General features: G+C 47.8%; 28 protein-coding genes. 27 read left to right on the plus strand and 1 reads right to left on the minus strand.

The genetic code is table 11. The annotated features are described in order from the left end of the window. The first annotated feature begins 28 nt into the window (after nt 1–28). The 25 genes from ndk (at nt 29) to ABGV42_RS26195 (ending at nt 22,382) form a co-directional block, all read left to right on the plus strand. Entirely contained in the window at nt 29–472 is a 444-nt protein-coding gene (gene ndk, locus ABGV42_RS26075; protein ID WP_239305002.1) for a nucleoside-diphosphate kinase, read from the plus strand. Between the two features lie 24 nt (nt 473–496). Beyond that, nucleotides 497–1,288, plus strand: a complete 792-nt coding sequence (locus ABGV42_RS26080) for a CheR family methyltransferase (protein ID WP_347384319.1) — start codon at nt 497–499, stop codon at nt 1,286–1,288. 246 nt (nt 1,289–1,534) lie between these two features. Further along, nucleotides 1,535–2,704: a chorismate synthase gene (gene aroC / locus ABGV42_RS26085; RefSeq protein ID WP_347384320.1), complete on the plus strand. Its 1,170-nt coding sequence runs from the start codon at nt 1,535–1,537 to the stop codon at nt 2,702–2,704. 1 nt (nt 2,705) lies between these two features. Then, nucleotides 2,706–3,803 carry a 3-dehydroquinate synthase gene (gene aroB / locus ABGV42_RS26090; protein ID WP_347384321.1) on the plus strand — a complete coding sequence of 366 codons (1,098 nt, stop codon included), beginning with the start codon at nt 2,706–2,708 and terminating at the stop codon, nt 3,801–3,803. Nucleotides 3,804–3,805: 2 nt separating this feature from the next. Beyond that, nucleotides 3,806–4,183 (plus strand): chorismate mutase, encoded by a 378-nt coding sequence (gene aroH / locus ABGV42_RS26095; RefSeq protein WP_347384322.1) that lies wholly within the window; start codon nt 3,806–3,808, stop codon nt 4,181–4,183. A 518-nt stretch (nt 4,184–4,701) separates the two neighbouring features. After that, a complete protein-coding gene (gene trpE / locus ABGV42_RS26100) occupies nt 4,702–6,273 on the plus strand; it encodes an anthranilate synthase component I (protein WP_347384323.1) in 1,572 nt (523 codons plus the stop codon). A gap of 23 nt (nt 6,274–6,296) precedes the next feature. Further along, nucleotides 6,297–7,382 carry an anthranilate phosphoribosyltransferase gene (trpD, locus tag ABGV42_RS26105; protein ID WP_431523697.1) on the plus strand — a complete coding sequence of 362 codons (1,086 nt, stop codon included), beginning with the start codon at nt 6,297–6,299 and terminating at the stop codon, nt 7,380–7,382. After that, on the plus strand, nt 7,372–8,163 hold the full coding sequence (gene trpC, locus ABGV42_RS26110; protein WP_347384325.1) for an indole-3-glycerol phosphate synthase TrpC: 792 nt from the start codon (nt 7,372–7,374) through the stop codon (nt 8,161–8,163). Before trpD ends, trpC begins: the two co-directional genes overlap by 11 nt. Continuing rightward, nucleotides 8,160–8,894, plus strand: a complete 735-nt coding sequence (locus ABGV42_RS26115) for a phosphoribosylanthranilate isomerase (RefSeq protein ID WP_431523679.1) — start codon at nt 8,160–8,162, stop codon at nt 8,892–8,894. The genes trpC and ABGV42_RS26115 overlap by 4 nt, the downstream gene beginning before the upstream one ends. Next, nucleotides 8,891–10,090, plus strand: a complete 1,200-nt coding sequence (gene trpB, locus ABGV42_RS26120; protein ID WP_347384326.1) for a tryptophan synthase subunit beta — start codon at nt 8,891–8,893, stop codon at nt 10,088–10,090. Before ABGV42_RS26115 ends, trpB begins: the two co-directional genes overlap by 4 nt. Further along, a complete protein-coding gene (gene trpA, locus ABGV42_RS26125; RefSeq protein ID WP_347384327.1) occupies nt 10,087–10,893 on the plus strand; it encodes a tryptophan synthase subunit alpha in 807 nt (268 codons plus the stop codon). Before trpB ends, trpA begins: the two co-directional genes overlap by 4 nt. A gap of 73 nt (nt 10,894–10,966) precedes the next feature. Then, entirely contained in the window at nt 10,967–12,067 is a 1,101-nt protein-coding gene (gene hisC / locus ABGV42_RS26130) for a histidinol-phosphate transaminase (RefSeq protein ID WP_347384328.1), read from the plus strand. Between the two features lie 26 nt (nt 12,068–12,093). Continuing rightward, nucleotides 12,094–13,188, plus strand: a complete 1,095-nt coding sequence (locus ABGV42_RS26135; protein ID WP_347384329.1) for a prephenate dehydrogenase — start codon at nt 12,094–12,096, stop codon at nt 13,186–13,188. 647 nt (nt 13,189–13,835) lie between these two features. Then, the gene (locus ABGV42_RS26140; RefSeq protein WP_095361919.1) at nt 13,836–14,429 is read left to right on the plus strand and encodes an RNA polymerase sigma factor; all 594 of its coding nucleotides are present in this window, start codon (nt 13,836–13,838) and stop codon (nt 14,427–14,429) included. Further along, on the plus strand, nt 14,426–15,061 hold the full coding sequence (locus tag ABGV42_RS26145; RefSeq protein ID WP_347384330.1) for a hypothetical protein: 636 nt from the start codon (nt 14,426–14,428) through the stop codon (nt 15,059–15,061). Before ABGV42_RS26140 ends, ABGV42_RS26145 begins: the two co-directional genes overlap by 4 nt. Nucleotides 15,062–15,100: 39 nt before the next feature. Then, entirely contained in the window at nt 15,101–15,700 is a 600-nt protein-coding gene (locus tag ABGV42_RS26150; RefSeq protein WP_347384331.1) for a histidine phosphatase family protein, read from the plus strand. Between the two features lie 236 nt (nt 15,701–15,936). Continuing rightward, a complete protein-coding gene (locus tag ABGV42_RS26155) occupies nt 15,937–17,055 on the plus strand; it encodes a hypothetical protein (RefSeq protein ID WP_347384332.1) in 1,119 nt (372 codons plus the stop codon). A 44-nt stretch (nt 17,056–17,099) separates the two neighbouring features. Next, complete coding sequence (locus ABGV42_RS26160; protein WP_347384333.1) at nt 17,100–17,606, plus strand: gamma carbonic anhydrase family protein; 507 nt, start codon at nt 17,100–17,102, stop codon at nt 17,604–17,606. Nucleotides 17,607–17,629: 23 nt separating this feature from the next. Beyond that, nucleotides 17,630–17,809: an IDEAL domain-containing protein gene (locus ABGV42_RS26165; RefSeq protein WP_095292837.1), complete on the plus strand. Its 180-nt coding sequence runs from the start codon at nt 17,630–17,632 to the stop codon at nt 17,807–17,809. Nucleotides 17,810–17,962: 153 nt separating this feature from the next. Then, nucleotides 17,963–18,385: a DUF2487 family protein gene (locus ABGV42_RS26170; RefSeq protein WP_347384334.1), complete on the plus strand. Its 423-nt coding sequence runs from the start codon at nt 17,963–17,965 to the stop codon at nt 18,383–18,385. Between the two features lie 192 nt (nt 18,386–18,577). Continuing rightward, nucleotides 18,578–19,120: a ubiquinol-cytochrome c reductase iron-sulfur subunit gene (locus ABGV42_RS26175; protein ID WP_347384335.1), complete on the plus strand. Its 543-nt coding sequence runs from the start codon at nt 18,578–18,580 to the stop codon at nt 19,118–19,120. Between the two features lie 15 nt (nt 19,121–19,135). Further along, nucleotides 19,136–19,807, plus strand: coding sequence for a menaquinol-cytochrome c reductase cytochrome b subunit (gene qcrB / locus ABGV42_RS26180; protein WP_017687726.1), 672 nt, complete (start codon nt 19,136–19,138; stop codon nt 19,805–19,807). A 21-nt stretch (nt 19,808–19,828) separates the two neighbouring features. Continuing rightward, nucleotides 19,829–20,710: a c-type cytochrome gene (locus tag ABGV42_RS26185; RefSeq protein WP_154895629.1), complete on the plus strand. Its 882-nt coding sequence runs from the start codon at nt 19,829–19,831 to the stop codon at nt 20,708–20,710. A 115-nt stretch (nt 20,711–20,825) separates the two neighbouring features. Beyond that, nucleotides 20,826–21,452, plus strand: a complete 627-nt coding sequence (locus tag ABGV42_RS26190) for a DUF1405 domain-containing protein (RefSeq protein WP_347384336.1) — start codon at nt 20,826–20,828, stop codon at nt 21,450–21,452. A gap of 60 nt (nt 21,453–21,512) precedes the next feature. Further along, on the plus strand, nt 21,513–22,382 hold the full coding sequence (locus ABGV42_RS26195; RefSeq protein ID WP_347384337.1) for a sporulation protein YpjB: 870 nt from the start codon (nt 21,513–21,515) through the stop codon (nt 22,380–22,382). A gap of 93 nt (nt 22,383–22,475) precedes the next feature. On the opposite strand, the gene ABGV42_RS26200 is transcribed toward ABGV42_RS26195, so the two are convergent. Beyond that, entirely contained in the window at nt 22,476–23,345 is an 870-nt protein-coding gene (locus ABGV42_RS26200) for a YitT family protein (RefSeq protein ID WP_347384338.1), read from the minus strand. 170 nt (nt 23,346–23,515) lie between these two features. Between ABGV42_RS26200 and ABGV42_RS26205 the strand changes: the two genes are divergently transcribed. Together ABGV42_RS26205 and ABGV42_RS26210 are read left to right on the plus strand one after the other, a co-directional pair. Further along, nucleotides 23,516–23,845: a nucleotide pyrophosphohydrolase gene (locus ABGV42_RS26205; RefSeq protein WP_056696770.1), complete on the plus strand. Its 330-nt coding sequence runs from the start codon at nt 23,516–23,518 to the stop codon at nt 23,843–23,845. Nucleotides 23,846–23,896: 51 nt separating this feature from the next. Then, on the plus strand, nt 23,897–24,421 hold the full coding sequence (locus tag ABGV42_RS26210; protein ID WP_347384339.1) for a tetratricopeptide repeat protein: 525 nt from the start codon (nt 23,897–23,899) through the stop codon (nt 24,419–24,421). Nucleotides 24,422–24,454 lie beyond the last annotated feature (33 nt).

Consider the following 24,454-nt stretch of genomic DNA (forward strand, 5'->3'; position numbering starts at 1 on the left):
CTTTGAACCGTGAGTGAGGAGTGAGCGTATGGATCGTACATTTTTGATGGTGAAGCCGGATGGTGTGCAGCGTGGTTTGATTGGGCGTATCGTTAGCCGTCTGGAAGACAAGGGGTTTAAAATGGTGGCTGGGAAACTGGTTCAGATGACGGAGGATCAGGCCAAGCGCCATTATGCGGAACATGAAGGGAAGCCGTTCTTCGATGATCTGGTGCAGTTTATCACATCCGGGCCTGTATTTGCCATGGTTTGGGAAGGTGATGACATTGTGGCACTTGCTCGAATCGTTATCGGCAAAACCAATGTGAAGGAAGCTGCTCCGGGTACAATCCGCGGAGACTTTGCGAGCCACACACCGCATAACCTGATTCATGGAGCCGATTCACCGGAGTCTGCTTCTCGTGAAGCAGCGAACTTCTTTACTTCAGATGAATTGGTAACGTACGACAAGAGCATCGCAGCCTGGTTGTAATTTATTAGCCAGAAGGGTGATACGATGCTGGAGCAGGAACAACTAGACCCGGATTATGCCGGTTTTATTCGGAAAATCAAAGAGAGCACAGGCATTGATCTTGCTCAATACAAGGAAGGCCAGATGAAAAGACGGCTGACCACACTTCGAAACAAAAACGGGTTTCATACATTTTCTAATTTTTTTGATGCCATGCAAAAGGATAAGTCGCTGTTTTACGAATTTCTTGATCGGATGACGATTAACGTTTCGGAATTTTGGCGAAATCCTAACCGCTGGGAAGTGCTCCGTGACGAGATACTTCCTGAATTGATTGGTCCTAAACGCCGGGTGAAGGTATGGAGTGCAGCTTGTTCAACTGGCGAAGAGCCTTATACACTTGCGATGATTTTGGATACGATGGGAATTCTTAAGGACAGTTCCATTACAGCGAGTGATCTGGACGAAGGTGCACTGGCCAAAGCCAAGGAAGGGCGTTATATGGAACGCTCGCTCAAGGATGTTCCAAAAGAGACAGCCAGTCGCTATTTCAAACAGGATGGCCTGGTTTATCGAATCGATGATAAGCTCAAAAGCTCAATCAAGTTTATGAAGCAGAATCTGCTGCTGGATCGATTTGATGATGGGTATGATCTGATTGTGTGCCGGAATGTAATGATCTATTTTACCGAGGAAGCCAAAAACGTGTTGTATCATAAATTTGCAGCGAGTTTACGACCAGGCGGCATTTTATTCGTAGGCAGCACAGAGCAGATCTTTTCACCTGGACAATACGGTCTGGAGACAGCGGAAACATTCTTCTATCGCAAAAAATAAGGTTAACGGATTGGATGACCGTCTGGATACACATGAACATGTGGCCAGACGGTTATTTGCTTTTCCGGGTACAGGAAAGCGTAATTAACAAGTCTGAATTGTGGCAGCACGAGCTGACCGAAATTTCGATTTTGGGCAGGAAACGACGGGCTTTCTTGTCAAAGCGGGTCAGCTATACTATAATGAGCAAAGAAATTATGGGATTTTAGCAATGTGCAGTTTAACAGTTTAAAGGGGGAACGTACTATGAGTTTACGTTATTTAACCGCAGGGGAAACGCACGGACCCCAATTGACCGCAATAATTGAAGGATTGCCAAGCAATCTGAATATTGATTTTGAAGAACTGAACTTCCAGCTCCACCGTAGACAAAAAGGATATGGCCGTGGACGCCGGATGCAGATTGAGAAAGATCAGGCCAATTTCGTGGGCGGCATCCGTCATGGATATACAACTGGGGCTCCGGTAGCTCTGGTCGTTCAAAATAATGACTGGAAACACTGGCAGAATATTATGAATATCGAGCCTATTGAAGGCAGTGATGAAGAGAAACGCCGCGTTCATCGTCCTCGTCCTGGACATGCCGATCTGAATGGCGGACTTAAATATAACCTGAAAGATCTGCGCAACGTCTTGGAGCGTTCCAGTGCGCGTGAAACAACGGTACGTGTAGCTTGTGGAGCGATCGCTCGTCAATTCCTAGCAGAGTTTGGGATTAAGGTGGCGGGGCGTGTACTGCGTATCGGAGAGATTGAGGCCCCTTACCAAGACCTGCCAATCGATGAGCTGATTGAAGTAACAGAAGCTTCCTCGGTTCGAGTAACCGATGCAGAGACGGAGAAGAAGATGGAAGCCTACATTGATCAGATCAAGCAGGAAGGCGACTCCATCGGAGGAATCGTGGAATGCATTGTTGAAGGTGTGCCTATCGGTCTCGGAAGCCATGTGCAGTATGATCGCAAATTGGATGCACGGATTGCTCAGGGTGTTATGTCCATCAATGCATTTAAAGGTGTGGAAATCGGTATCGGATTTGAAGCAGGAACGATTCGCGGTTCTCAGGTGCATGATGAGATTCTTCACACGGAAGAACGTGGTTACCACCGCGCAACGAATCGTTTGGGTGGATTTGAAGGCGGAATGACTAATGGCATGCCGGTTGTGGTTCGTGGGGTTATGAAACCTATTCCGACACTGTACAAACCGCTTCAAAGTGTTGATATTGATACCAAAGAAGCCTTTACTGCTCAAGTCGAACGTTCTGATGCATGTGCTGTTCCAGCAGCAAGCGTAGTCATGGAACATGTGGTGGCATGGGAGATTGCCAAGGCATTCCTTGAGAAGTTCGGCGGAGATTCCATGGAGGAAATTCGCGCGAACTATAACAATTACAATGCTCAACTGGAGAACTACTAATATGCGTCAGCTGACAGTTCAGTTGGAGGAACGCTCGTACCCCATTTTGATCGGCAGTGGTCTGCTCGCTGAGGCGCCGCGGTTCTTTGAACAGTATGGTTTAACAAAAAAAAGTCCGCTGCTCATTATTACGGATGAGAACGTGGCTCCCAAGTATTTGGCTAGTCTTGAACAGACACTCCGGGCGGCCGACTATACAGTCGTCTCGGCAGTGGTTCCTTCGGGAGAGACATCCAAATCCCTTTCGGTTTACCAGGACATGATGACAGTTGCCATCGAGGGTAAACTGGACCGTAGTTCCGCCATTATTGCATTAGGCGGAGGCGTTGTGGGAGATCTCGCTGGATTCGTGGCTGCTACATATATGCGTGGAATCAAGTTTGTACAAGTCCCTACAACCATTCTTGCACATGACAGCAGTGTAGGTGGCAAAGTGGCCGTTAACCATCCATTGGCCAAAAATATGATTGGTGCATTCCATCAGCCTGAGCTTGTGCTCTATGATGTGGATACACTTCAATCCTTGCCGCCGCGGGATGTTTCAGCCGGATTATCGGAAATGCTGAAGCACGGACTGATTCGCGACGAAGCTTTTGCACATTGGTGTGAAGAGCATGCGGAAGAGTTGCTTGCACTTGATCCGGAAGCGCTCGGATACGGACTCGAACGCGGATGTGGCATCAAGGCTGACATTGTGTCTCGTGATGAGCGGGAAAACGGAGAGCGTGCACTTTTGAATTTGGGTCACACCATTGGTCATGCGATTGAAGCGATTGCTGGATACGGTGAGTTTTTGCATGGAGAAGCCATCTCGATCGGGATGGCCGGATCGGCTTTGCTAGGTGAGAAGCTTGGTGCACCTGCAGGTCTGTATGACGATACAGTGCGTATGCTTCGTTCCCTGCGGTTACCGGTCACAATGCCGAAACATTTGGATACGGATGCTTTGATGGATGCAATGATGCATGACAAGAAATTCCGTGAAGGACATATGGTCTTCATTATTCCGGATCGAATTGGAGCAGCGAGAATTGTGAAAGACGTGCCCGTATCGGCAGTTCGGGATGTCATTGAATTGCTTAAGAAGGGAGCTGAATAGCGATGGCAACACGAGGAATTCGCGGGGCTACAACAGTCACGCAAAATAACGAAGAACTGATTTTGAAGGAAACAGCGGTATTGCTGCAGGAGATTGTGGACCGCAACGATATTAAGCCGGAAGATATCTGCAGCGTCTGGATTACGATGACTGGTGATTTGGATGCAGCCTTTCCAGCGAAGGCCATTCGTCAACTGGATGGCTGGGAACTGGTGCCTCTGATGTGTGCGCTGGAAGTACCCGTTAAGGGGGCCTTGCCGCAATGCATTCGTTTCATGGTCCATGTGAACACGACCAAAGACCAGCATGAAATTAATCATGTGTACCTGAATGGGGCGCAATCCTTACGGCCTGATTTGGCTGCACCTTCGAATTCATAAGAAATAGAGTGGTTGTCAAACCATTCTGAATGCTGTATAGTGAGAACCAGTTGAGTAGAGTATGAGTTGAGCTGAGAGCAGCTGAGATAGTGGAGTATATAGCAGAGTCCAGCGGGTGGTAGCCGGAGTAACAAGGTCGGCCAACTGATTCGCGGTACGTCGTGCTACAGGATTGGAAGGAACAGAACCTCATCGTGAAACGTGTCCAGTGACACCGTTTTGTTTTTGGTATATGCTCGTCGTTGTTTGCTGAAAGCCATTACGAATTTGTGATGGTAGCGTGCAAGCACGAAGAGTTAGTAAACCCATATTCAAGACGTGCAGGTTGGTGGATGTATGACGTTTATTCGTGAGACTGGTCTGATGATCCGGCGTGAATGTATAGGGACTTGTTATTTATGAAGCACCAACCTGTTGATTACAGCTTATAAACCAGAACCTCTACCTGATGGTAGAGGTTTTTTTTGTTGTATATAACCCATGACTTTCTTCTACCTAATCTGAAAGGACGTGATCTGATGATAACGCCAAACGTTAATCAAGTACTGAAAATGTCGAATGAATATAATCTGATTCCGGTAGTCAAACGGATTTTGGCTGATATGGAAACCCCCATCCGGATTTTCCGCCGTTATGCTGACAATGACCGGGCATTCCTGCTGGAAAGTGTGGAGGGCGGTATTCAATGGGCAAGATATTCCTTCATTGGTACGGATCCGTTTTTGATGATTTCGGCCAAAAAGGGCCGGATTGAAGTGGAAGAAGCTGGACAGAAGCGTGAACTGCCAGGCAAACCGATTGAAGAACTAAAAGCGCTGCTGCGCAAGTATCGTAGTCCCAAAGATGACGAACTGCCGCCATTTACAGGCGGGGCGATTGGTTTTTTTGGATATGATCTGCTGCAATATTATGAGAAGCTTCCGGCTCATGCGCTGGATGATCTGAATATGGATGATATTCGCTTCATGTTCTGTGACCAAATTATTGTGTTTGACCATGTGAAGCAGCAAATGCTGCTTGTCGGAAACGTTCATGTCAAAGAGGGAGCAACGGATGAGGATATCAGGAAGGCTTATGCAGTGACGTCAGAGAAGCTTGAGCAGGCCGCTGAGCGCTTGCAGCAGCAAGGACCTGGGGAAAACCTGAATCCGCGATCCATTCCTGGAGACGTTGATCTGGGGGATATTCGTTCCAACCTAACAAAGGAACAGTTTATCGGCAATGTGGAGCAAGCCAAAGAATATATACGTGCAGGTGATATTTTTCAGGTCGTGCTGTCACAACGCTTCCACATCGATACCGAAGTTTCCCCTTTACATGTATATCGTGTACTTCGGACGCTGAATCCGTCACCCTATATGTATTATCTGAAAATGGATGATGAAATTATTGTCGGGACCTCACCAGAGGCGCTGGTGAAGGTGGACGGGAATCGTGTGGAGACACGGCCAATTGCTGGTACACGCCCAAGAGGTGCGACGGAAGCGGAAGATCGTGCACTTGCTGCCGATCTGCTGCAGGATGAGAAGGAACGGGCGGAACATCTCATGCTGGTTGATCTGGGCCGCAATGATCTCGGCCGGGTATCGAAATTTGGCAGTGTGAAATGTGACATGTTCATGGAGATTGAGCGTTATTCCCACGTCATGCACATGGTTTCGAATGTGACAGGCGAGCTCAGAGAAGACAAGGATTTCTTCGATGCATTCCTCTCTTGTCTCCCAGCTGGAACAGTATCCGGCGCACCGAAGCTGCGCGCGATGGAGATTATTGCGGAGCTGGAAAAAGAAGCGCGCGGTGCTTACGCAGGCGCTATCGGATATCTCGGGTTTTCCGGTAACATGGATGCCTGCATTACGATTCGAACCATCATTTTCAAAAAAGGAAAAGCGTACGTGCAGGCGGGGGCAGGCATCGTATGGGATTCGGTACCTGAAAGTGAATACGAGGAGACGGTCAACAAGGCGAAAGCATTGCTTACAGCGATCCGTACAGCGGAAGCCATGTTCCCTCCTAAGGGAAAAGATAACCACCTGACACTTGCTAATGCAGATTATTTTGTGACACCAGCCACGGCTGTACAGAACTGAGAGAGGAGAGACCGAATATGAATATGAACCCTGTGATGAATGAAGATTCCAAGAAATCCACATCTGTCGTTAGCCAGAACGAAGGGATGAAGGGCGGCCTAGCCAAAATTTTGGAGGGCAACCACCTCGAGCAGGCGGAAGCACGTAACTTGATGTACTCCATCATGAGAGGTGAAGCGACTCCGGCTCAGATCGGCGGGCTGCTTATGGCTCTCCGAATGAAGGGGGAAACGGTGGACGAAATCACCGGTTTTGCCGAGGCTATGCGCGGACAGGGCGGCCGGATTCTTACGGATGGCAGCGGACTGCTGGATACTTGCGGGACCGGCGGATCGGGAATTCACAAGTTTAATATCTCAACAGCCTCAGCAATCATTGCGGCAGCAGTCTCTGTTCGTGTGGCGAAACATGGCAATCGATCTGCTTCTGGTAAAGCAGGCAGTGCGGATGTGCTTGAAGCTCTGGGGGTTAACATTCATCTCGATGGAGAACAGGCGAGACAATGTCTGGATGAGATCGGAATCTGCTTCTGCTTTGCTCAGGTGTACCACCCTTCCATGAAACATGCGGCTGCACCACGCAAAGAGCTGGGTGTACGTACGATTTTCAATATGCTTGGTCCTCTCACCAATCCTGCAGGGGCGGATCGCCAGCTCCTCGGTCTGTATGACCGCAGTCGCACGCCGATGATTGCCGAGGTCCTCAATCGTCTCGGTCTAAAGAGAGCGCTCGTCGTCGCAAGTCATGATGGACTGGATGAAATCAGCATATCCGCACCTACTCAGGTATCTGAACTGCGTAATGGTGAAGTTCAGACGTATGATATTGATCCGCGTGATGTGGGCTTATCAATGCATCCGCTTGAAGCGGTTCTTGGAGGAGATGCTCTTCAGAATGCCGAAATTATAAAACGAATCTTCCGCGGAGAACGGAGCGCGTACCGTGATGTCGTCCTGTTAAATGCAGGAGCGTGCATCTACCTTTCGGGTCTTGCTGAGACCATTGCGGAAGGGGTGACCATGGCCGCGGAGGCTGTGGATTCCGGAAAAGCAGCGATGAAATTGGAACAGCTAATACACACAACGGAGGCGTACAGTCATGTATCTTGATCGAATCGTAGCAACGAAACAGCAAGAGGTTGAAGCATTGGCCCAAACCTTTCAGATGGAAGAGGCGTTGAAACAGATTGAAACATTGCCAGCTACCCGCGGGTTTGAACGGGCATTATCGAAGGATCGTAACCGGAGCCTCGGTCTTATTGCAGAAGTGAAAAAAGCATCCCCGTCCAAAGGGCTCATACGTCCCGACTTTCATCCGGTAGAAATTGCATTAGCCTACGAACGGGCAGGAGCAGATTGTATTTCTGTATTGACGGACGTCTCCTACTTTCAAGGCAGCGGAGAATATCTGCAGGCCATTCATCAGGCTGTGAATATCCCGCTTTTGCGTAAGGATTTTATTATCGATGAGCGCCAGATCGCTGAAGCAAGATTGCTTGGTGCAGATGCCATTTTGCTGATTGCAAGCATCCTGTCACCGGAGCAGATCCGTCAGTATCTGTCATTTGCCAAAAGTATAGGACTGGATGTCTTAATTGAAGTCCATGACCGAACGGAACTGGAGCAAGTACTGGAGATTCCACAGGCAACCCTTGTTGGAATCAACAACCGTAATCTGAAGACGTTCGAGACCAGCTTAAGCACAACCCTTGATCTGATGAAGTTGATTCCGGATGGGGTAACTTTAATCAGTGAGAGCGGCATTGACGGTCCAGAGCGTTTGGAATCCTTAATAGAGGCTGGAGTACAGGGTATCCTCGTCGGTGAACATCTGATGCGTAAGGAAGATGTGGAAGCTGCCGTTTACGAACTGATGGGGCCAAGAGGATGAATAAACTCATGAATGACGGTACAGGCGGAAGAGATAACAAGCTGCTTAGGGAATCGGCAGTGGCAGTAAAAATATGTGGACTTCAGGACGTTGAAGTGCTAAAATCGATGATAAACTTGCCGATTGATTACATTGGTGTTGTCTTTGCCGATTCCCGACGACAAATTGAAGCTGATAAGGCTGCCGAGTTAAGAGCGGTTCTAATGGACTGGACCGCACCTAATCGTCCGAAACTGGCGGGAGTATTTGTGAATCCCTCAATGACAGAGCTCGAAAGTGTCATGGAAGTAGCTCATCTGGATGTTATTCAGCTGCATGGACAGGAGTCTCCGGAATTTTGCGGACTGGTGAAGCAGCGTTTCGGCACCGAGGTGTTCAAGGCTCTTTCTTTTCCAAAAGATGAAACAGCTACAGAAGTGAATGATGCTGCTAAGATACTTGATCCTTATCAAAACGTTGTGGATGCCATATTACTGGATACCTATGATCCTCTATACGGGGGAGGTTCCGGTAAAACGTTTGCGTGGGATCGTATTCCCGCTTATGCCGAATGGGCAATTCAACATGGAATTGCTTTGTTCGTAGCAGGGGGACTACAGCCCGATAATGTAGAGCAACTAATACAGAACTATGCACCAGACGGCGTCGATGTATCCAGTGGCGTGGAGTCTGATGGCGTGAAAGATATTGCAAAAATCACAGCATTTGTAGAAAGGGTGAAGCAGGCATGACACATCAATTGCCGGATCAACATGGGCGTTTCGGTCCCTTCGGAGGCCGCTTTGTACCTGAGACACTAATGAACGCTCTAATCGAATTGGAAGAGGCATATGATCGTTATTCTCAAGACGAGGAATTCAATAAGGAGTTAAATTATTTGCTGAGTGAGTATTCCGGACGGGAGACGCCGCTGTATCATGCGGAACAGTTGTCTCGCCATCTGGGAGGACCGAAGATCTATCTGAAACGTGAAGATTTGAATCACACGGGTGCACATAAAATTAACAATGCGATCGGACAAGGCTTACTTGCCAAACGTATGGGTAAAAATAAAGTCATCGCCGAAACGGGGGCAGGACAGCATGGCGTTGCAACTGCAACCGTTGCTGCTTTGCTTGGTCTTGAATGCAAAGTATTCATGGGCGAGGAAGATACAGAGCGTCAACAACTGAACGTATTCCGTATGAAACTGCTAGGGGCGGAAGTGATTCCCGTGACATCGGGTACGCGGACACTGAAGGACGCAGGGAATGAGGCTCTTCGTTACTGGGTCAGCAACGTGGAGGATACATTCTATGTGCTTGGATCAGTCGTTGGTCCTCATCCATATCCCATGATGGTGCGTAACTTTCAACGAATTATTGGAGATGAGACGCGCAGACAGATTCAGGATATCGAAGGACGTCTTCCTGATGTGATCGTTGCGGCTGTCGGTGGCGGAAGCAATGCAATCGGCATGTTTTACCCGTTTATCGGGGATCAGGATGTGAAGCTTGTTGGTGTTGAAGCTGCCGGCAAAGGTGTGGACACTGAATTCCATGCAGCCACGATGAGTAAAGGAACACATGGCGTTTTTCAGGGTTCCATGAGTTATTTGCTTCAGGATGAGTATGGACAGGTCCAACCTGCACATTCCATCTCGGCGGGTCTTGATTATCCTGGCGTTGGTCCGGAGCATTCCTATCTGAAGGATATTGAACGTGCGAAGTATGTACCGATTACGGATCAGGAGGCGCTGGATGCTTTGCAGCTGCTCAGCCGTACGGAAGGCATCATTCCTGCACTGGAGTCTGCACATGCCGTCGCTCAGGTCGTTAAGCTTGCTCCTGAACTTACAGCAGACGATATCGTTGTCATCTGCCTGTCGGGTCGGGGAGACAAAGATGTCGAATCCATTATGAAATATACGGGAGGGAACTTGTCATGAATCTAATGGACCAGACCTTCCAGCGTTTAAAGGAACAAAATCGTACAGCACTTATTCCGTTTCTGACCGTTGGGGATCCCGACGTGGAGACGACAATTGATATTATCAAGGAGCTTGAACAGGCAGGAGCAGACATCCTGGAGCTTGGGGTTCCCTATTCCGATCCGCTTGCGGATGGTCCTGTTATCCAGCGTGCATCCGAGCGTGCACTGAAAAGCCAGATCTCCATTCGCACCTGCATGGAAACGGCCGCCAAAGCACGCGAGGCTGGAGTACAGCTGCCGTTTGTACTCTTTACGTATTACAACCCTGTACTACAAACGGGACTTGATTTGTTCTTTGATGAACTTGTCAAACACGATATTAGCGGCATGATTATTCCCGATCTTCCTATTGAGGAATCAGAAGATATGCGCCGCAGGGCTGACGCCGCGGGCGTGCATCTGGTTCCGCTGGTAGCTCCTACGTCCAACGCGCGGATTGAGCGTATCGTTACAGGGGCTCGAGGCTTTATCTACTGCGTATCTTCACTCGGTGTAACAGGAGAGAGAGCTTCCTTCTTTGACGGAGTAGAGAGCTTTATTGAGACTGTGAAAAGTCTGACAGATATTCCGGTAGCGGTAGGGTTTGGTATATCCAGCCATGAGCAAGTAGAGCGTTTTTCCCGCATCTGTGACGGAGTGGTTGTAGGGAGCGCCATTGTTCGTCAGGTTGAAGAGGCGATTCCTCTTCTTGAAAATCCAGATACCCGTGAGGCGGGGCTGTTGCAAATTCGCAACTTTGTGGCACAATTAAAAGGATAGGGAGATCACGACGCGTTATTTCCCCCGCATGTTTCGGCATGTATTTATAACTTAACTACAGGAGGCGGTCGGGTTGAAACCGAAATCCCAGATTGTCAATCTGCCTGTGTACCAACCGGGCAAACCGATTGAAGAAGTGAAACGTGAACTGGGGCTTGAGCAAGTGATCAAGCTGGCCTCCAACGAAAACCCATACGGCAGCTCTCCTGCCGTACTGGAAGCCATTACGAAAGAGTTGGCCCATGTTAGTCTGTATCCTGACGGCAGCGCGGTTGAGCTGACAGGAGTGCTGGCGAAGCATTTGGGTGTGGAACGGAGCAACATTATTTTTGGCTGTGGATCGGACGAGATTATTGCCCTGATTACCCGTGCGTTCTTCCTTCCCGGAGATGAGACGATCATGGCGGATCAGACGTTCTCCGTCTACAAAAGCAATGCGGACATTGAGGGCGCTGTGACAATTGAGGTTCCTCTTAAGGATGGGACGCATGACCTGTCCTCCATGCTCGCGCAAATTAGCGATAGAACCAAAGTCGTATGGGTATGTAACCCGAATAACCCAACAGGAACAATTATCTCTGAACAGGAGCTCGTATCATTTATGGATCGGGTACCTGCTCATGTTATGGTTGTGCTGGACGAGGCCTATTATGAGTTTGTAACGGATGCGGCTTATCCACAAAGTATTTCAATGCTTGATCGATATCCAAACCTGGTCATTTTGCGGACTTTCTCCAAAATCTATGGCCTTGCTTCACTACGAATTGGATATGGCATTGCACGTCCGGAGGTCATCGACCTGATTAACCGTGTACGCGAACCGTTCAACACATCGCGTTTCGGTCAGGTGGCAGCAACGGCTGCACTTTTGGACCAACCATTTGTCCAGGAATGTGCGAAGCAGAATGCATCTGAACGTGATTTTCTCCAAAACGAGTTTACGCGTCTTGGATTGCCGTTTTTCGCGTCGCAAGGAAACTTTATCATGGTCGATTTGGATATGCCGTCCAAGGATGCGTTCCAATCCTTGCTCAAAAAAGGGATCATTGTCCGCCCTGGATTCCAAGTCTATCCAACATACATCCGTGTGTCCGTAGGCACGCCAGAGCAGAACCGTACATTTGTGACGGCATTGGAGAACACGCTGGCTGAGAAGGCGACAACAAGCCACTAAAACCGGCGATGAAAGAGTGAGGTCTCATGAAATTAAAAATTGCAATGATAGGTGTGGGGCTCATCGGTGGATCTCTCGCGCTTTGCTTCAAAGGCAAGCCGGGAGTATCTGTGATGGGCTATGCACATCTGCCTGAACTGAAAGACAAGTACATAGCGAGTGGTGTAGTGGATGACGCTACACTCTCTCTGGAAGAAGCGGTGCAGGATGCCGACTTTATTTTTTTGTGCGTTCCGGTAGGTTTGCTTGAAACGTATTTTCAACAATTGGCGAAGCTGCCCTTGAAAAAGGGGTGTATCATCACGGATGTTGGCAGCACCAAAGCTTCGATCGCTGCCTGTGCAGAGCATGTGCGTATGACTGATGCCTACTTCATTGGCGGTCATCCGATGGCCGGATCTGAGCGTGCTGGCGTTGATGCGGCTTCGGCTGTACTTTTTGAAAATGCGTACTACGTTTTGACTCCATCTGCACATGTGCCTGAAGAGGCATATGATAGGCTATCTGAGCTTCTTGCGCATACGCGGGCACAGATCGTCCGGGTTGAGCCTCTATTACATGATGATATTGTGGGCGCAATCAGCCATTTGCCACATGTCATTGCGGTAGCGCTCGTCAATCAGGTGCGTGAATATAATGAATCCAATCCGCTGTATAAAATGCTGGCCGCAGGCGGATTCCGCGATATTACACGTATTGCATCCAGTGATGCGATTGTATGGCGGGATATCCTGCTCAGCAATCGTGAAGTCCTCCTTGGTCTATTGAAGGACTGGAATAGCCAAATGTCTGCTTTTACGGAAATGCTGGAGAACCAGAACGGCCCAGGCATCGAAGAAGCATTCCGTCAGGCCCGTGACTTCCGCAGCGTTCTGCCTGAACGCCGCAAAGGCATGATCTCACCGCTGTTCGATTTGTATACAGATGTGCAGGATGCGCCGGGCATGATTGGTAAGATTGCAACAGAGCTCGGGACACATGATATTAACTTAAGCAACCTCGAGATTATCGAGAACCGGGTCGATGTACCAGGCATCATGCGTTTGTCATTCCGTCAGGAAGAGGATATGGAACGTGCGAAGTCTTTATTGGATTCCCTGGGATATCAGGTTTGGGTGTGAGGATAGAAAGAGAGGGCGAAAGCCCTCTTTTTCTGTGTTGATAAACAGTTGTTACGATACGTCCTTAAAAAAGGGCAAAAAAAAGACCGCTTACATAAGCGGCCATTGCTCACGTGGAGCAATACAGTTATTGGATAGGAGTGGAGAGAAACCATACTGTACTTTTATTATATGTATACGTTTTCATTTTGTCAACACTTTATAAAAAATTGTTAAAAATAATTATAACTTACGTATATTCATGAAATAAAATCCTTCAATCGAAGGGTATGGAATAAAAAAAGATTAAAATTTTGAAACCTTTTTGAATCTCCCTACGTCTAATGAGTGTGCAATGTGCATTTTTGCCAAAAAGGGTTCTAATGCCGTCATACTCGTGAAATAAGAGGCATATGAATGACAGGTCGGGCTTTTGTGTATCGTAGAGGATTTGCCAGGAGGCTGCTGACCGTTGTACAATAAATACTGTTAATGTAGAAACGTTGGGGAAATTGCCATTACATAGGGGAATTTGGCGTAAAGGCCTGATATGGCGATACGCTGTTTTATGCGGTGAGAACCGCAACTTTTTTGTGCCTGTTCGGTAATACATGGATAGAGTCGAACGGGGAGAAGCACATGGATGGGCGAGGAGGGGTCGCACTCAAATGACGGATTCCCAGTTGATTCGAGAGATCAAGGAAGGTAACCTGGAGTTATATTCCGAGCTGATGCGTCGTTATCAGCGTAAAATACTGGCTTTCGTATATCATATGTTGAAAAGTTCCAATATGGAGCTGCTTGCGGAAGATCTCTGTTCTGAGACTTTCTATAAGGCGTTCCGCAGTTTACACTCATTCCGCGAGGTGGATGCCTCATTCTCGACGTGGTTATATACCATTGCAAGAAATACGGTACTGAGTGAGCTGCGCAAACAGCGCAGTGGCAGTGTTCCTCTAGAAGAGAGTGGGATTGTACCCATTGCGCCTTCCGAGAACGCGCCAGAGCATGCTGTACTGCGCAGTGAGCGGGTCATGCTGGTTAGAGATGCCATTAACAACTTACCGGAGAAGCAGCGTTCTGCCATCATACTGCGTGAATATGACCAACTAGACTACCAGGAGATTGCGAATATTCTTGGGCAGAGCGTCAGTTCTGTAAAATCGTTATTGTTCAGAGCAAGATCAAGCGTAAAAACTCAATTGGAACCTTATTTCTTCGAACCGGTGTACGAGCCATATGAAGGGATGAAGAACCGATGAATTGCATTGAAGCCCAGGACTTGTTTGCACTGATCTGGGACTTGCCGGCAAATCATCCGCAGCGGCTTGCTTTTCATGCTCATCTGGATGGTTGTGAGGAGTGCTCGCAGCAGTTTGAAGTTTGGGAAGAAGCCCAGGTTCTGCTGCACAGCATACCGGAACCAGTGACAGAGCAGCAGGCGGAGAGAGTCAATCGCAACGTAATGGACCGCATTTATGCGGAGTCCCCGTGGCTCTTGCCTGAAGAGGCAAAAGTGAACCGATTCTCTGCTGCGATCCGCAAGCACATGACGTTGTGGATTGCTGCGTTTCTGGCGATTTTTTTATGCAGTTTCTTATACATGGCAATGTTTAAGCCAGATGTATCAGAAGCTGAGCAGCAAACTGTGGTTTCTACGGGGATTCTCGAAACAGCTGTTGCGGGAAGCGATCTGACTGCTTCAAGCATGTACCAGTACAACATGCCAGGTGCGGACAGGGGAAGCATTATCGAACCCTTTGTTGTAAGTATGGGACCTGCGTATCCGGGATACTGGATGGCATTGTCGCTGCTTGCCATTGGCATGGCTTTGTTTTCGCTGGGGCGTATGCATCGAACGACGAACAAACGTAAACAAGGTGCGCGTGCATAGTTAACCTAGCGTTCACTGTATAGAGAAATGAGGGATGAGATGCGAATTGGGCTTATTCGTCACGGTCTTACCGATTGGAACGCTGCAGGGCGTATTCAAGGGCAGACAGACATACCATTGAATGCCGAAGGGCGTCAGCAGGCAGAACGTCTGGGAAACCGTCTGTTGAAAGAGAATTATCAATGGGATTATATCATTACCAGTGGTTTATCCCGAGCCCAGGAGACAGGAGAGATTATCTCTGGATTGCTAGATGTGCCTATGCTTGAGCCGGATGCACGTTTGAAAGAAAGAGGTTTCGGTCAGATCGAGGGTTTGACCTCGGATGAACGAATCACCCGCTGGGGGATGGACTGGGAGACACTGGATCTGGGACAGGAGCAGATTATCGATACACAGACTCGCGCTTTAGCGTTCCTGGAAGATTTATGGGCTGCATATCAGGACAAAAATGTATTGATTGTGACTCATGGCGCTTTTCTCGCCAACCTGTTGTCTGCCTTGTTCAAAGACCGCTATACGGAACGAATCGGAAACTTGTCGCTTACGATCCTGGAAAAAGAACAGGGTGACTGGAGTCCCTTGTTATATAACTGCACACGACATCTATCATTGGATTCGGCTAAACAATCTGAGTAATTGGACTCAGGTTGTTTTTTTTTGTTTTGAAACAGCGAAACTGTCGGTTGCTATCATTCCGTGCCTCTCATTTTTCTTCTGAGCAGACAAGTTGGGGCATAGGATGAATAAAAAGATAAAAGATTTGGTAAATGAGGTTTAGATCATGGGAATTCCGTCAAACATGTTTACAAAACCAAACTACTCCGGCCCCGAATTAGTAGCCAAACAGTAGTTAACGGCGAGGCGATGGACCCATGAATCTAGCGGATATGCTAACTTTTGCCGATATCGGCCAGCTTAATCGAATAGCAGACTATTACCAATGTGAGTGCAAACCCAATTCCAAACATGAACTCATCCAGAGTATTCTCACAACGTTGGGCAGTAGACGATTTTTTGAGCAACAGGTCAGCGAACTAAATGTGGCACATCTGCGTTTTCTGAACAACCTGCTATTTGATCCCCGGCAATACTTTGGCATGGAAGAACTTGTCGCCATTGCCCGTCAGTCGATGGACAAAAAAGAAAGCGAGTCCGGCGCCAGTCCGCGCGATCTTATTGTTCGGTTCACCAAGAGCGGATGGTTGTTTAACGGAACGACACAGCATACGAAGTATTTGTATCAGGTACCTCAGGATTTGAAAATGAGATTCCGGGATGTGTTATCCGCTCACCTGAAGGCAGGTATTCAAACGACAAATGAACCACCGATGTACAGGGATGAATACCATCTGCTTGTAGACGACCTTAAGTTATTCCTGCGATTTGTTCAGCAGCATGAAATCACTTTGAACGCTGAAGGCATGATGTACCGGCGTTCCCAGCAGCAGGTGATGGACCATCTTCATGTCAGTGAAACATTGGTTGGAAAAGCGGGATGGAGGTTTGGCTACGGTCGTTCCTTCAAGGATTACCCTGACCGTTTTGCATTTCTATACGACTATGCATTTCACCACCGGCTTGTTCGGGAAGAACAGGGACTGCTGAAAGTGACTGCATTCGGCGAAGAAAAACTAGGTGCAGAGAATACAGCCGAGATGATACAGCTATTTCGGTTTTGGTTAAGACTTTATAAAGGTGCTATTCCAAACTTGTCCTCCATCGTGTACTGGACAGGGGAATGTGCACCCGGCTGGTCCACAGCAGAGTCTTTGTTCCGACAAATTGGTCCGTTAATACAGCCGTTTTATTACGACACGCCGGAGACCATCTATGAAACGAGAGTTCTCAAAATGATGCTGCATCTGGGGATGCTTCGCATTGGAGAGCAGGAGGGTAAGAGTACCGTGCAAATGACAGCCTGGGGATTACGCCTCGCTGCAACCTGCCGATCGTTGTCTGGTGATACGACTCCTGTGGTGTTTGACATTTAGGGGACAAGTTGTTAAAATCACTCCCAAATTAAGGAGTGATACTGATGATAATCCCATTCAAGGGTCAACAACCGCAGCTTCATTCTTCGGTATATGTAGCTGAAGGGGCCAAACTTATAGGCGACCTGAAGTTAGGCGCAGATTCAACGGTCTGGTTCAATGCCGTATTACGGGCCGATTTGGCGCCAATATGGATAGGACAACGTTGTAACATTCAGGACAATGCTGTAGGACATGTGAATACGAATCAACCTTTGATTCTGGGAGATGACGTTTCAGTCGGACATGCTGCGATTATTCATGGTTGTCACATTGGAACAGGCTCACTGATTGGTATGGGAGCCATCCTTCTGAATGGAGCCGAAATTGGTGAATATGCACTGATTGGGGCCGGTTCTGTTGTAACTGAAAATACTAAAATTCCGCCCTATACCCTGGCTCTGGGAACACCAGCCAAAGTGATCCGTGAATTGACGGATGCCGACCTTGAGCGGATGTCGAGGACTTCACTTGGTTATGTTGCCAAAGGTAAGGAATATAGGAGCTCTTAAATCCGTTTTGGAGGTGCATCCTATTGGATAAAATGAAAGTTACGTATGAAGTCATGTTGGGGCTGGCTGCTGAGATGGTGTGGGACGAAGCGCTTCGTAAACAGCGTAGCGAGAAGCTGTATATGGAAATCGACAAGGCGTTGGCTACCGGAGACGAAGTAGCTTTCCGGAGTCTGACGGATGAACTGAAAACCATAAACTGATAAATGATGATCAAACATATAAAAAAGGAAATGCGTGATTACGCATTTCTTTTTGTGTTTTTTAGGAAAGGTTTTACTAATAACTCTATGGATTTACATCGATTGCTCGTATATAATATGGGAATAAAATGGATAGAGAGGGGAAATAGGGAATTGAAATTCAGTGAGATGACTCAAGACAGCTGGGCTGAACTGCAACTCTATCTGGATACATGCCTTATTCCATTCACCGGTCTTACGGGTAATCAGTCGCCGGCAGAAGCCACGGAAGCGTTAGAGAGGCTTAGAGATTTTTTGGATCTGATTGAAGTTCCATTTAAAGGGCGGGTCATGACGTATCCGGCATTTCATTTCGCTTTTCCGGAAAAGTCAATGGCATTAAACACCATATGCGAGCAGCTTAAGCAGTCTGGGTTCAAATATGTGGTGATCATGACATCCGATGGTTTTTTGAAGAAGGATGAAATTTCATCTGCAGATCTTGTTTTTAATCGTTCCCAATTGGTTGAGGAAATAGAAGAAGGGAAAATAGCAGGGTATATTGGGGAAAAAGTACGCGAGATGTGGAAAAATTAACTTCTTGCTGAAATTGTGACAATTTATCAACAGTTTTTTAATAACGCTTACAATTGAACCTTAAAAATGTGTGACAAATTCTTGACGGTGTTCTAGGGCTACTATATGATTATGTATGTTCTAGTAAGTCGTGGAATTTCTGATAATGAAAACGTATGAGAGAGTTGGCTGAAAAAGGGGGGTGGAGACAGTATGAGCAGTGAGCATGACCAGCATGAAGCCTCGAACAAACCACCAAGCCGGAGGGAAATGTCACGCAGGCAGTTTTTAACGTACACGCTTGGTGGAGCTACAGCCTATATGGCCGCCGGTGCAATTCTTCCCATGGTCCGTTTTGCGGTGGACCCCATTTTGCAGCACAAGGGAGAAGGCACTTCTGTCAAAGTAGCTGAAATCAGCAAAATTACGAACGAACCTCAAGAATTCACATTTGAACTGCAGCAGCAAGATGGTTGGTACCTGAGTAATGCTTCGCTCGTGGCATGGATTCGAAAGGATGAACAGGGTAAAATTTATGCGCTTTCACCAATCTGTAAACATTTGGGATGTACAGTAGGCTGGAACAGTGACAAAAATTATCCTGATGAGTATCATTGCCCCTGCCATGGCGCGCACTATGACAAGGAAGGGAAAAATCTTGCCGTAGCCCCGAAACCGCTGGATGAATATGTGGTCAAGGAGGATCAGGGCTGGGTATATCTGGGCGAGATTGTTCCGAACACCCGAGTGAAATAGGAGGCGTGAACGCAGATGTTTAAAAATGTCTATGACTGGATTGACGAGCGTCTCGATATCACGCCAATCTGGAGGGACGTTGCGGATCATGAGGTTCCAGAGCACGTAAACCCGGCTCACCACTTTTCCGCATTCGTCTACTGCTTTGGTGGATTGACGTTCTTTATTACCGTAATTCAGATTCTCTCAGGAATGTTTCTTACGATGTATTATGTGCCTGATATCATCAATGCCTATGCCAGTGTCGAGTATCTGCAGACCAAAGTAGCCTTCGGCCAAATTGTGCGCGGCATGCACCACTGGGGAGCCAGTCTGGTAATCGTAATGATGTTTTTACATACGATGCGTGTATTCTTTACAGGCTCTTATAAAGCACCCCGTGAGATGAACTGGGTCGTCGGCATGTTGATCTTTTTCGTCATGCTGGGTCTGGGATTAACAGGGTACCTGCTGCCATGGGATAACAAAGCCTATTTTGCAACCAAAGTTACCCTGGAAATTGCCAATACGGTCCCTTGGTTGGGACCAATCATTAAAGAATTCCTGCAAGGTGGAACCATTGTAGGTGCACAGACGCTAACGCGATTCTTTGCCCTGCACGTCTTCTTCCTCCCCGCTGTGCTTCTGGTGCTTCTGGTCGGACACTTCATCATGATCCGCAGACAGGGCATTTCGGGACCACTATAATTTGAGAAGGGAGGAATCGCTATGGCTCACGGACACAAGCCTGATGATCAGGAGAAGATTATCTTTGTCGGTGATTCACGCGTCCGTAAAGGAGCAGGATTTATTACCCCGCCGGACTATACGGCGTATCCAGGCAAATCCGAAGCATTTATACCTAACTTTCTGCTAAAGGAATGGATGGTTGGTGTTGTGGTGCTGGTGGGCATCCTGGTGCTGACGATCTCTGAACCTGCACCACTTGGTTATCCGGCCAATCCAAGTGCATCCGTTATTCCGATGCCGGACTGGTATTTCCTTTTTCTGTACCAATATCTAAAATATCCATACGCTTCAGGCGATTATGTCCTGCTCGGTGTTCTGGGTGTCAGTGGGGTTGCTTTTGGAGCGTTGCTGCTGGCCCCGTTCCTGGATACAGGCAAGGAGCGACGGTTTTACAGACGTCCGATTGCATCATCCCTGATGGTTCTGTCGATCCTATCCGTATTTTATCTCACGAATGTAGCTTGGACGCACTACAAGCACGAGCTTGAAGCGACAGGTCAGAAGCCTGAGCACATTCAGCGTGAGGAAGAGGCGCTTGAGAAGCATGAACAAGGTCTGCCGACTTCCAATGCGCCGGGTCAACAACAAGAAGTGGCCATCGTCGAGAAGGATGATCCTGCAATGGAAACGTTTAAGAAGGCGGGATGTGTGGCATGTCATGCTGCAGATATGAAGGGTGCTGGTGGCCCTTCCCTTCGCGGTGTTGGTGATAAACACAGCCAGGAAGAGATCTTGACGATTATCAAAGAAGGATACAATAGCATGCCACCTCAGTATGATCAAGCCATCGCCCAAGGTTTGACAGATGACGATATCAATCACCTGGCGGAATGGCTTGCGAAACAGAAGGCAGAACAGTAAAATCGAATTAAGCCAAAAACCTGACTGTTGTTGCGGTCAGGTTTTTTTTTGAGGTGTTTTACCAATCAATGCATAATGAGTTCATAGAAACTGTAAGAAGGAAGGGGCAGTGAACGTGTCTTTATCGTTTTTCTGGAGCCGGGAGTTTCTGACCAATCGGTATTTCCTGTGGCTTCTGTTTTGGTGTAATGCAGTGGGTACGGTGTATGGGTACATATGGTACGGAGATCAGCTGGAATTAACACTGGCCGAACAGCCGCTTTGGCAGGTTGTATTTGTTCCGGACAGTCCAACAGCGAGTTTATTTTTTACCCTTGGACTTTTATGGGTGTTATATAAACCGAAGTCGGCTGTACTCAACCGAATCGGACATGTTATTCAAGCTCTCGCTGTGGTTACATCGGTGAAATATGGGGTGTGGGCCGTATCGATTATTTTTGCGGGCTGGATGCAGGGAGGGTCGCCGCATTGGCAGGACTGGATGCTGATCGCCTCACACAGTGCCATGGCCATTGAAGCATTGATCTATGTGAGATTTTTTGGGTTTAAATGGGTGGCGCTGCTAATCGCCAGCCTGTGGACGTTATTAAATGATACGATGGATTATACATATGATATTTTCCCTTGGCTGCCTAGTGCTCTCTACGAGCATCTGGATGGTGTACGCAATTTCACTTTCGGACTTACCCTGATCAGCATTCTGTGTGCGTGGCTGGCATTAAGGCAGGCTAAACGAGCCTGATTTCGTAAGCTTGTTCTAAGCGGCCGTGCCCTGCCATACATTGGTATGGGGGGGATGTCCATGAAGAAAATGTTCTGGAACAAAACCGGATTAATGGTAGTATCGTTCATGGCACTGTTGTTTTGGACGAACTTGTCATACAGTGTATCTGCACAAAGCGAAGGGAATGCAGGGGAAGCGGATCAGCAAGCTCTCGTCAATAGTTCCATTCAACAGCTTAATCAGGAAGCAACTTCGCTCTACAGACATGCCTTGGAACATAATATCGAGGAAGTCAGAAACAGTATTATGCGGATTAGCGAACGGTTGGAGCATATCTCGTTTGAAGGTCAGACAACGGTCGAAGGCATTCATGCTTTATCCGAAACGATTGTTGAGGTCAAACAAGCAGCTGTCCGCGTCAAAAGTGATGACACCAGTCTTCAGCAGGCTTCAGCCAAACTGCGACTCGCTGCTGACAGTCTTGCTAATCCATCCAAACCATTATGGCTCCAATATTATAAAATTGTAAAAGATGACCTTCAGGCCATATCAACCGCTGTGAGTCAGCATGAGAAAGCAGCAGCACTCTCCAGCCGATATGCCTTGCTTGAAGAGCACTATGAAACTATTCGACCGGCAGCGATGATTCGCCGTGAACCCTACGAGATCGCTCAGCTGGATGCCTGGTTGTCCCACACCAAAGGACTGACTGGAGCCAAACAGCCTGATATCACTCAGCTGCAAAGCATGGTATCCCAAGGTGAAGAACTGGTAAATCAATTGTTTGGACGCGAGAAGGATGAGAGTGCATTTGTCCCGTTTGTTCAGGGTCCGAACCGGAGAGCGGCAGGGTTATTCATCACATCCGTGATTGTAGCCGCACTAAGTTATGCGGGATATCGTAAGTATCGTGCACAGCAGCAGGGCATATTTCCATTCCGGCGCTGATGATCTGCCTCGAAATCTAAAAAACCTCGATCCGCAATGCAGCCAATTGGCCGTTCTCGGGAAAGAGGTTTTTTGCATGTAATTGATTTGATTTCAGGATTCCTTGAAGCCTTCTCCATGAACGTCATGAACATCACTGATGATAACAAAGGCACGGGGATCAACAGATCTGACAATGGTTTGCAGGCGCCTGAATTCCTGACGTGAAATAACGCAGTAAGCCACATGTTTGGCTTGTTTGGAGTAGGCGCCGATGGCTGGAATAAGAGTTACACCGCGATCCATTTCCCGGGTAATCAGATCAGCGATTTCAGGAGCATGGTCACTAATGATCATGAATGCCCGAGCGGAATAAGCCCCTTCCTGAATGAAGTCAATGACCTTGGAAGCGATAAAGACGGCAACCAGCGTATACAGTATTTTTTCTTTTGGAATGTAGATCAGAGAGATGCCAATAATAATGAAATCGATACCGAGCAAAATCCGGCCCATGCTCCATCCATATTTCCGGTTGAGAATCCTCGCGATGATATCAGAACCACCTGTCGTACCGCCTGAGCGAAATACGATGCCCAGACCAGCACCGAGAGTGACACCTGCATAAAGTGCTGCCAGCAAGAGATCGTTCTCCGTATGCAGCGGCTCAATCCATCCCGAGTGGATCATTTTCTCAAACAGCCACAGAAACACGGTAAGGGCCCCAATCCCCACCCCTGTGTAGATCATCTGTCTGCCGCCCAGGATCTTGAGCCCGACCAGAAATAGCGGGACGTTGATAATAAGGGTTGTCAGGGAAGGAGAGAGGTCGAATGCATACTTCAACAGCACGGTAACCCCGGTGACGCCGCCCTCCATCAGCTGATTAGGGATAATGAAGTACAGCAGTCCAAAAGCATACAATGCAGTACCTAGCAGAATAGGGAGAATCAGTTTGATTTGAATCCAAGTTTTGGCAGTGCTCATTAGATCCCTCTCCATATGTAAATTAATGATGAAGCAATACTTGCCATCTTAGTATACCTATTTATTGATTCTTTAAAAATGATTTGTGCCTCAGGATGGTGGAAGTCAAACTAAATAACTGATATATTAGGAACAAATACGACACAATTTCAAAAGGAGAATCCGTTCTCATGGAGAAAAGCATCGCAGAAATGCAGCGCGAGGTTGACCTCTACATTTCCCAGTTCAAAGAAGGCTACTTCAGTCCGCTGGCCATGCTGGCCCGTATGTCTGAAGAGGTGGGAGAGCTAGCTCGGGAAGTCAATCACGAGTTCGGTGAAAAGCCGAAAAAGGCTTCCGAAGCAGACAATTCCATTGAGCTGGAGCTTGGGGATATTTTGTTTATCACGATTTGTTTTGCCAATTCGCTCGGGATTGATCTGGCGCAGGCACACGACAAAGTCATGCATAAATTTAATACACGCGATGCAAATCGGTGGACTCCAAAAAACACCGATTAGGCGTAGATTACATATGCTGTACCATCACCCGATCGGGGAGGGACAGCTTGGATGATGAAGCCGGAAGATTATATGCAGCAGGCTTACCGCTGTATTTTGCAAAATGATTTTGAGCAGGCAATCCGTTGGTTCGAATCGGCCATTCTGGCTTACCCGGATCATGCGGAGCTCCACTATCGCTGTTCCATTACGCATGCCCGCAGCCAGCACCTTGGTCCGGCACTGGAACATGCCCGTAAGGCAGCTCAGCTGTCTGGCGGTACAGAAGAATATGTTCTGCATCTGCAGACATTGGAAGCCAAACAGCTAAGTACACAGGCGAAGGCTTTGCTTGAACAGGCAGGTAACGGCACACACGAACGTTATGTTTCGGCAGCTGCACTGTTGAAAGAGGCGGTTAAGCTTGATCCGCTGTCTGTCGAAGCGCATGTGATGCTTGGACTGGCGTATAGCGATCTGAATGAATTCGATCGTGCAATCAAGGCGGTTCGTGATGCGATATCGTTGGATCCGCAAAACGGGCAGTTGCATCAAATGTACCAACAAATCAAGCAGCGTAAGAATTCCATTCAATAAGAAATTCATTGATCTGAAGCGAATGCTGACGAA

It is taken from the genome of Paenibacillus pabuli (assembly GCF_039831995.1).
In the GTDB taxonomy this organism is placed as follows: Bacteria; Bacillota; Bacilli; order Paenibacillales; family Paenibacillaceae; genus Paenibacillus; species Paenibacillus pabuli_C.

Bases quoted from the DNA above. Each gene is read 5' to 3' on its own strand.
- trpB (WP_347384326.1), top strand. From the start codon at position 8,891: ATGACACATCAATTGCCGGATCAACATGGGCGTTTCGGTCCCTTCGGA.
- ABGV42_RS26195 (WP_347384337.1), top strand. From the start codon at position 21,513: ATGAAGAAAATGTTCTGGAACAAAACCGGATTAATGGTAGTATCGTTC.
- aroC (WP_347384320.1), top strand. From the start codon at position 1,535: ATGAGTTTACGTTATTTAACCGCAGGGGAAACGCACGGACCCCAATTG.
- ABGV42_RS26155 (WP_347384332.1), top strand. From the start codon at position 15,937: ATGAATCTAGCGGATATGCTAACTTTTGCCGATATCGGCCAGCTTAAT.
- trpC (WP_347384325.1), top strand. From the start codon at position 7,372: ATGTATCTTGATCGAATCGTAGCAACGAAACAGCAAGAGGTTGAAGCA.
- ABGV42_RS26115 (WP_431523679.1), top strand. From the start codon at position 8,160: ATGAATAAACTCATGAATGACGGTACAGGCGGAAGAGATAACAAGCTG.
- ABGV42_RS26175 (WP_347384335.1), top strand. From the start codon at position 18,578: ATGAGCAGTGAGCATGACCAGCATGAAGCCTCGAACAAACCACCAAGC.
- ABGV42_RS26160 (WP_347384333.1), top strand. From the start codon at position 17,100: ATGATAATCCCATTCAAGGGTCAACAACCGCAGCTTCATTCTTCGGTA.
- ABGV42_RS26080 (WP_347384319.1), top strand. From the start codon at position 497: ATGCTGGAGCAGGAACAACTAGACCCGGATTATGCCGGTTTTATTCGG.
- trpD (WP_431523697.1), top strand. From the start codon at position 6,297: ATGAACCCTGTGATGAATGAAGATTCCAAGAAATCCACATCTGTCGTT.
- trpA (WP_347384327.1), top strand. From the start codon at position 10,087: ATGAATCTAATGGACCAGACCTTCCAGCGTTTAAAGGAACAAAATCGT.
- trpE (WP_347384323.1), top strand. From the start codon at position 4,702: ATGATAACGCCAAACGTTAATCAAGTACTGAAAATGTCGAATGAATAT.
- aroB (WP_347384321.1), top strand. From the start codon at position 2,706: ATGCGTCAGCTGACAGTTCAGTTGGAGGAACGCTCGTACCCCATTTTG.
- ndk (WP_239305002.1), top strand. From the start codon at position 29: ATGGATCGTACATTTTTGATGGTGAAGCCGGATGGTGTGCAGCGTGGT.
- aroH (WP_347384322.1), top strand. From the start codon at position 3,806: ATGGCAACACGAGGAATTCGCGGGGCTACAACAGTCACGCAAAATAAC.
- ABGV42_RS26185 (WP_154895629.1), top strand. From the start codon at position 19,829: ATGGCTCACGGACACAAGCCTGATGATCAGGAGAAGATTATCTTTGTC.
- ABGV42_RS26140 (WP_095361919.1), top strand. From the start codon at position 13,836: ATGACGGATTCCCAGTTGATTCGAGAGATCAAGGAAGGTAACCTGGAG.
- ABGV42_RS26135 (WP_347384329.1), top strand. From the start codon at position 12,094: ATGAAATTAAAAATTGCAATGATAGGTGTGGGGCTCATCGGTGGATCT.
- ABGV42_RS26210 (WP_347384339.1), top strand. From the start codon at position 23,897: ATGATGAAGCCGGAAGATTATATGCAGCAGGCTTACCGCTGTATTTTG.
- ABGV42_RS26200 (WP_347384338.1), bottom strand. From the start codon at position 23,345: ATGAGCACTGCCAAAACTTGGATTCAAATCAAACTGATTCTCCCTATT.
- qcrB (WP_017687726.1), top strand. From the start codon at position 19,136: ATGTTTAAAAATGTCTATGACTGGATTGACGAGCGTCTCGATATCACG.
- ABGV42_RS26145 (WP_347384330.1), top strand. From the start codon at position 14,426: ATGAATTGCATTGAAGCCCAGGACTTGTTTGCACTGATCTGGGACTTG.
- ABGV42_RS26150 (WP_347384331.1), top strand. From the start codon at position 15,101: ATGCGAATTGGGCTTATTCGTCACGGTCTTACCGATTGGAACGCTGCA.
- ABGV42_RS26205 (WP_056696770.1), top strand. From the start codon at position 23,516: ATGGAGAAAAGCATCGCAGAAATGCAGCGCGAGGTTGACCTCTACATT.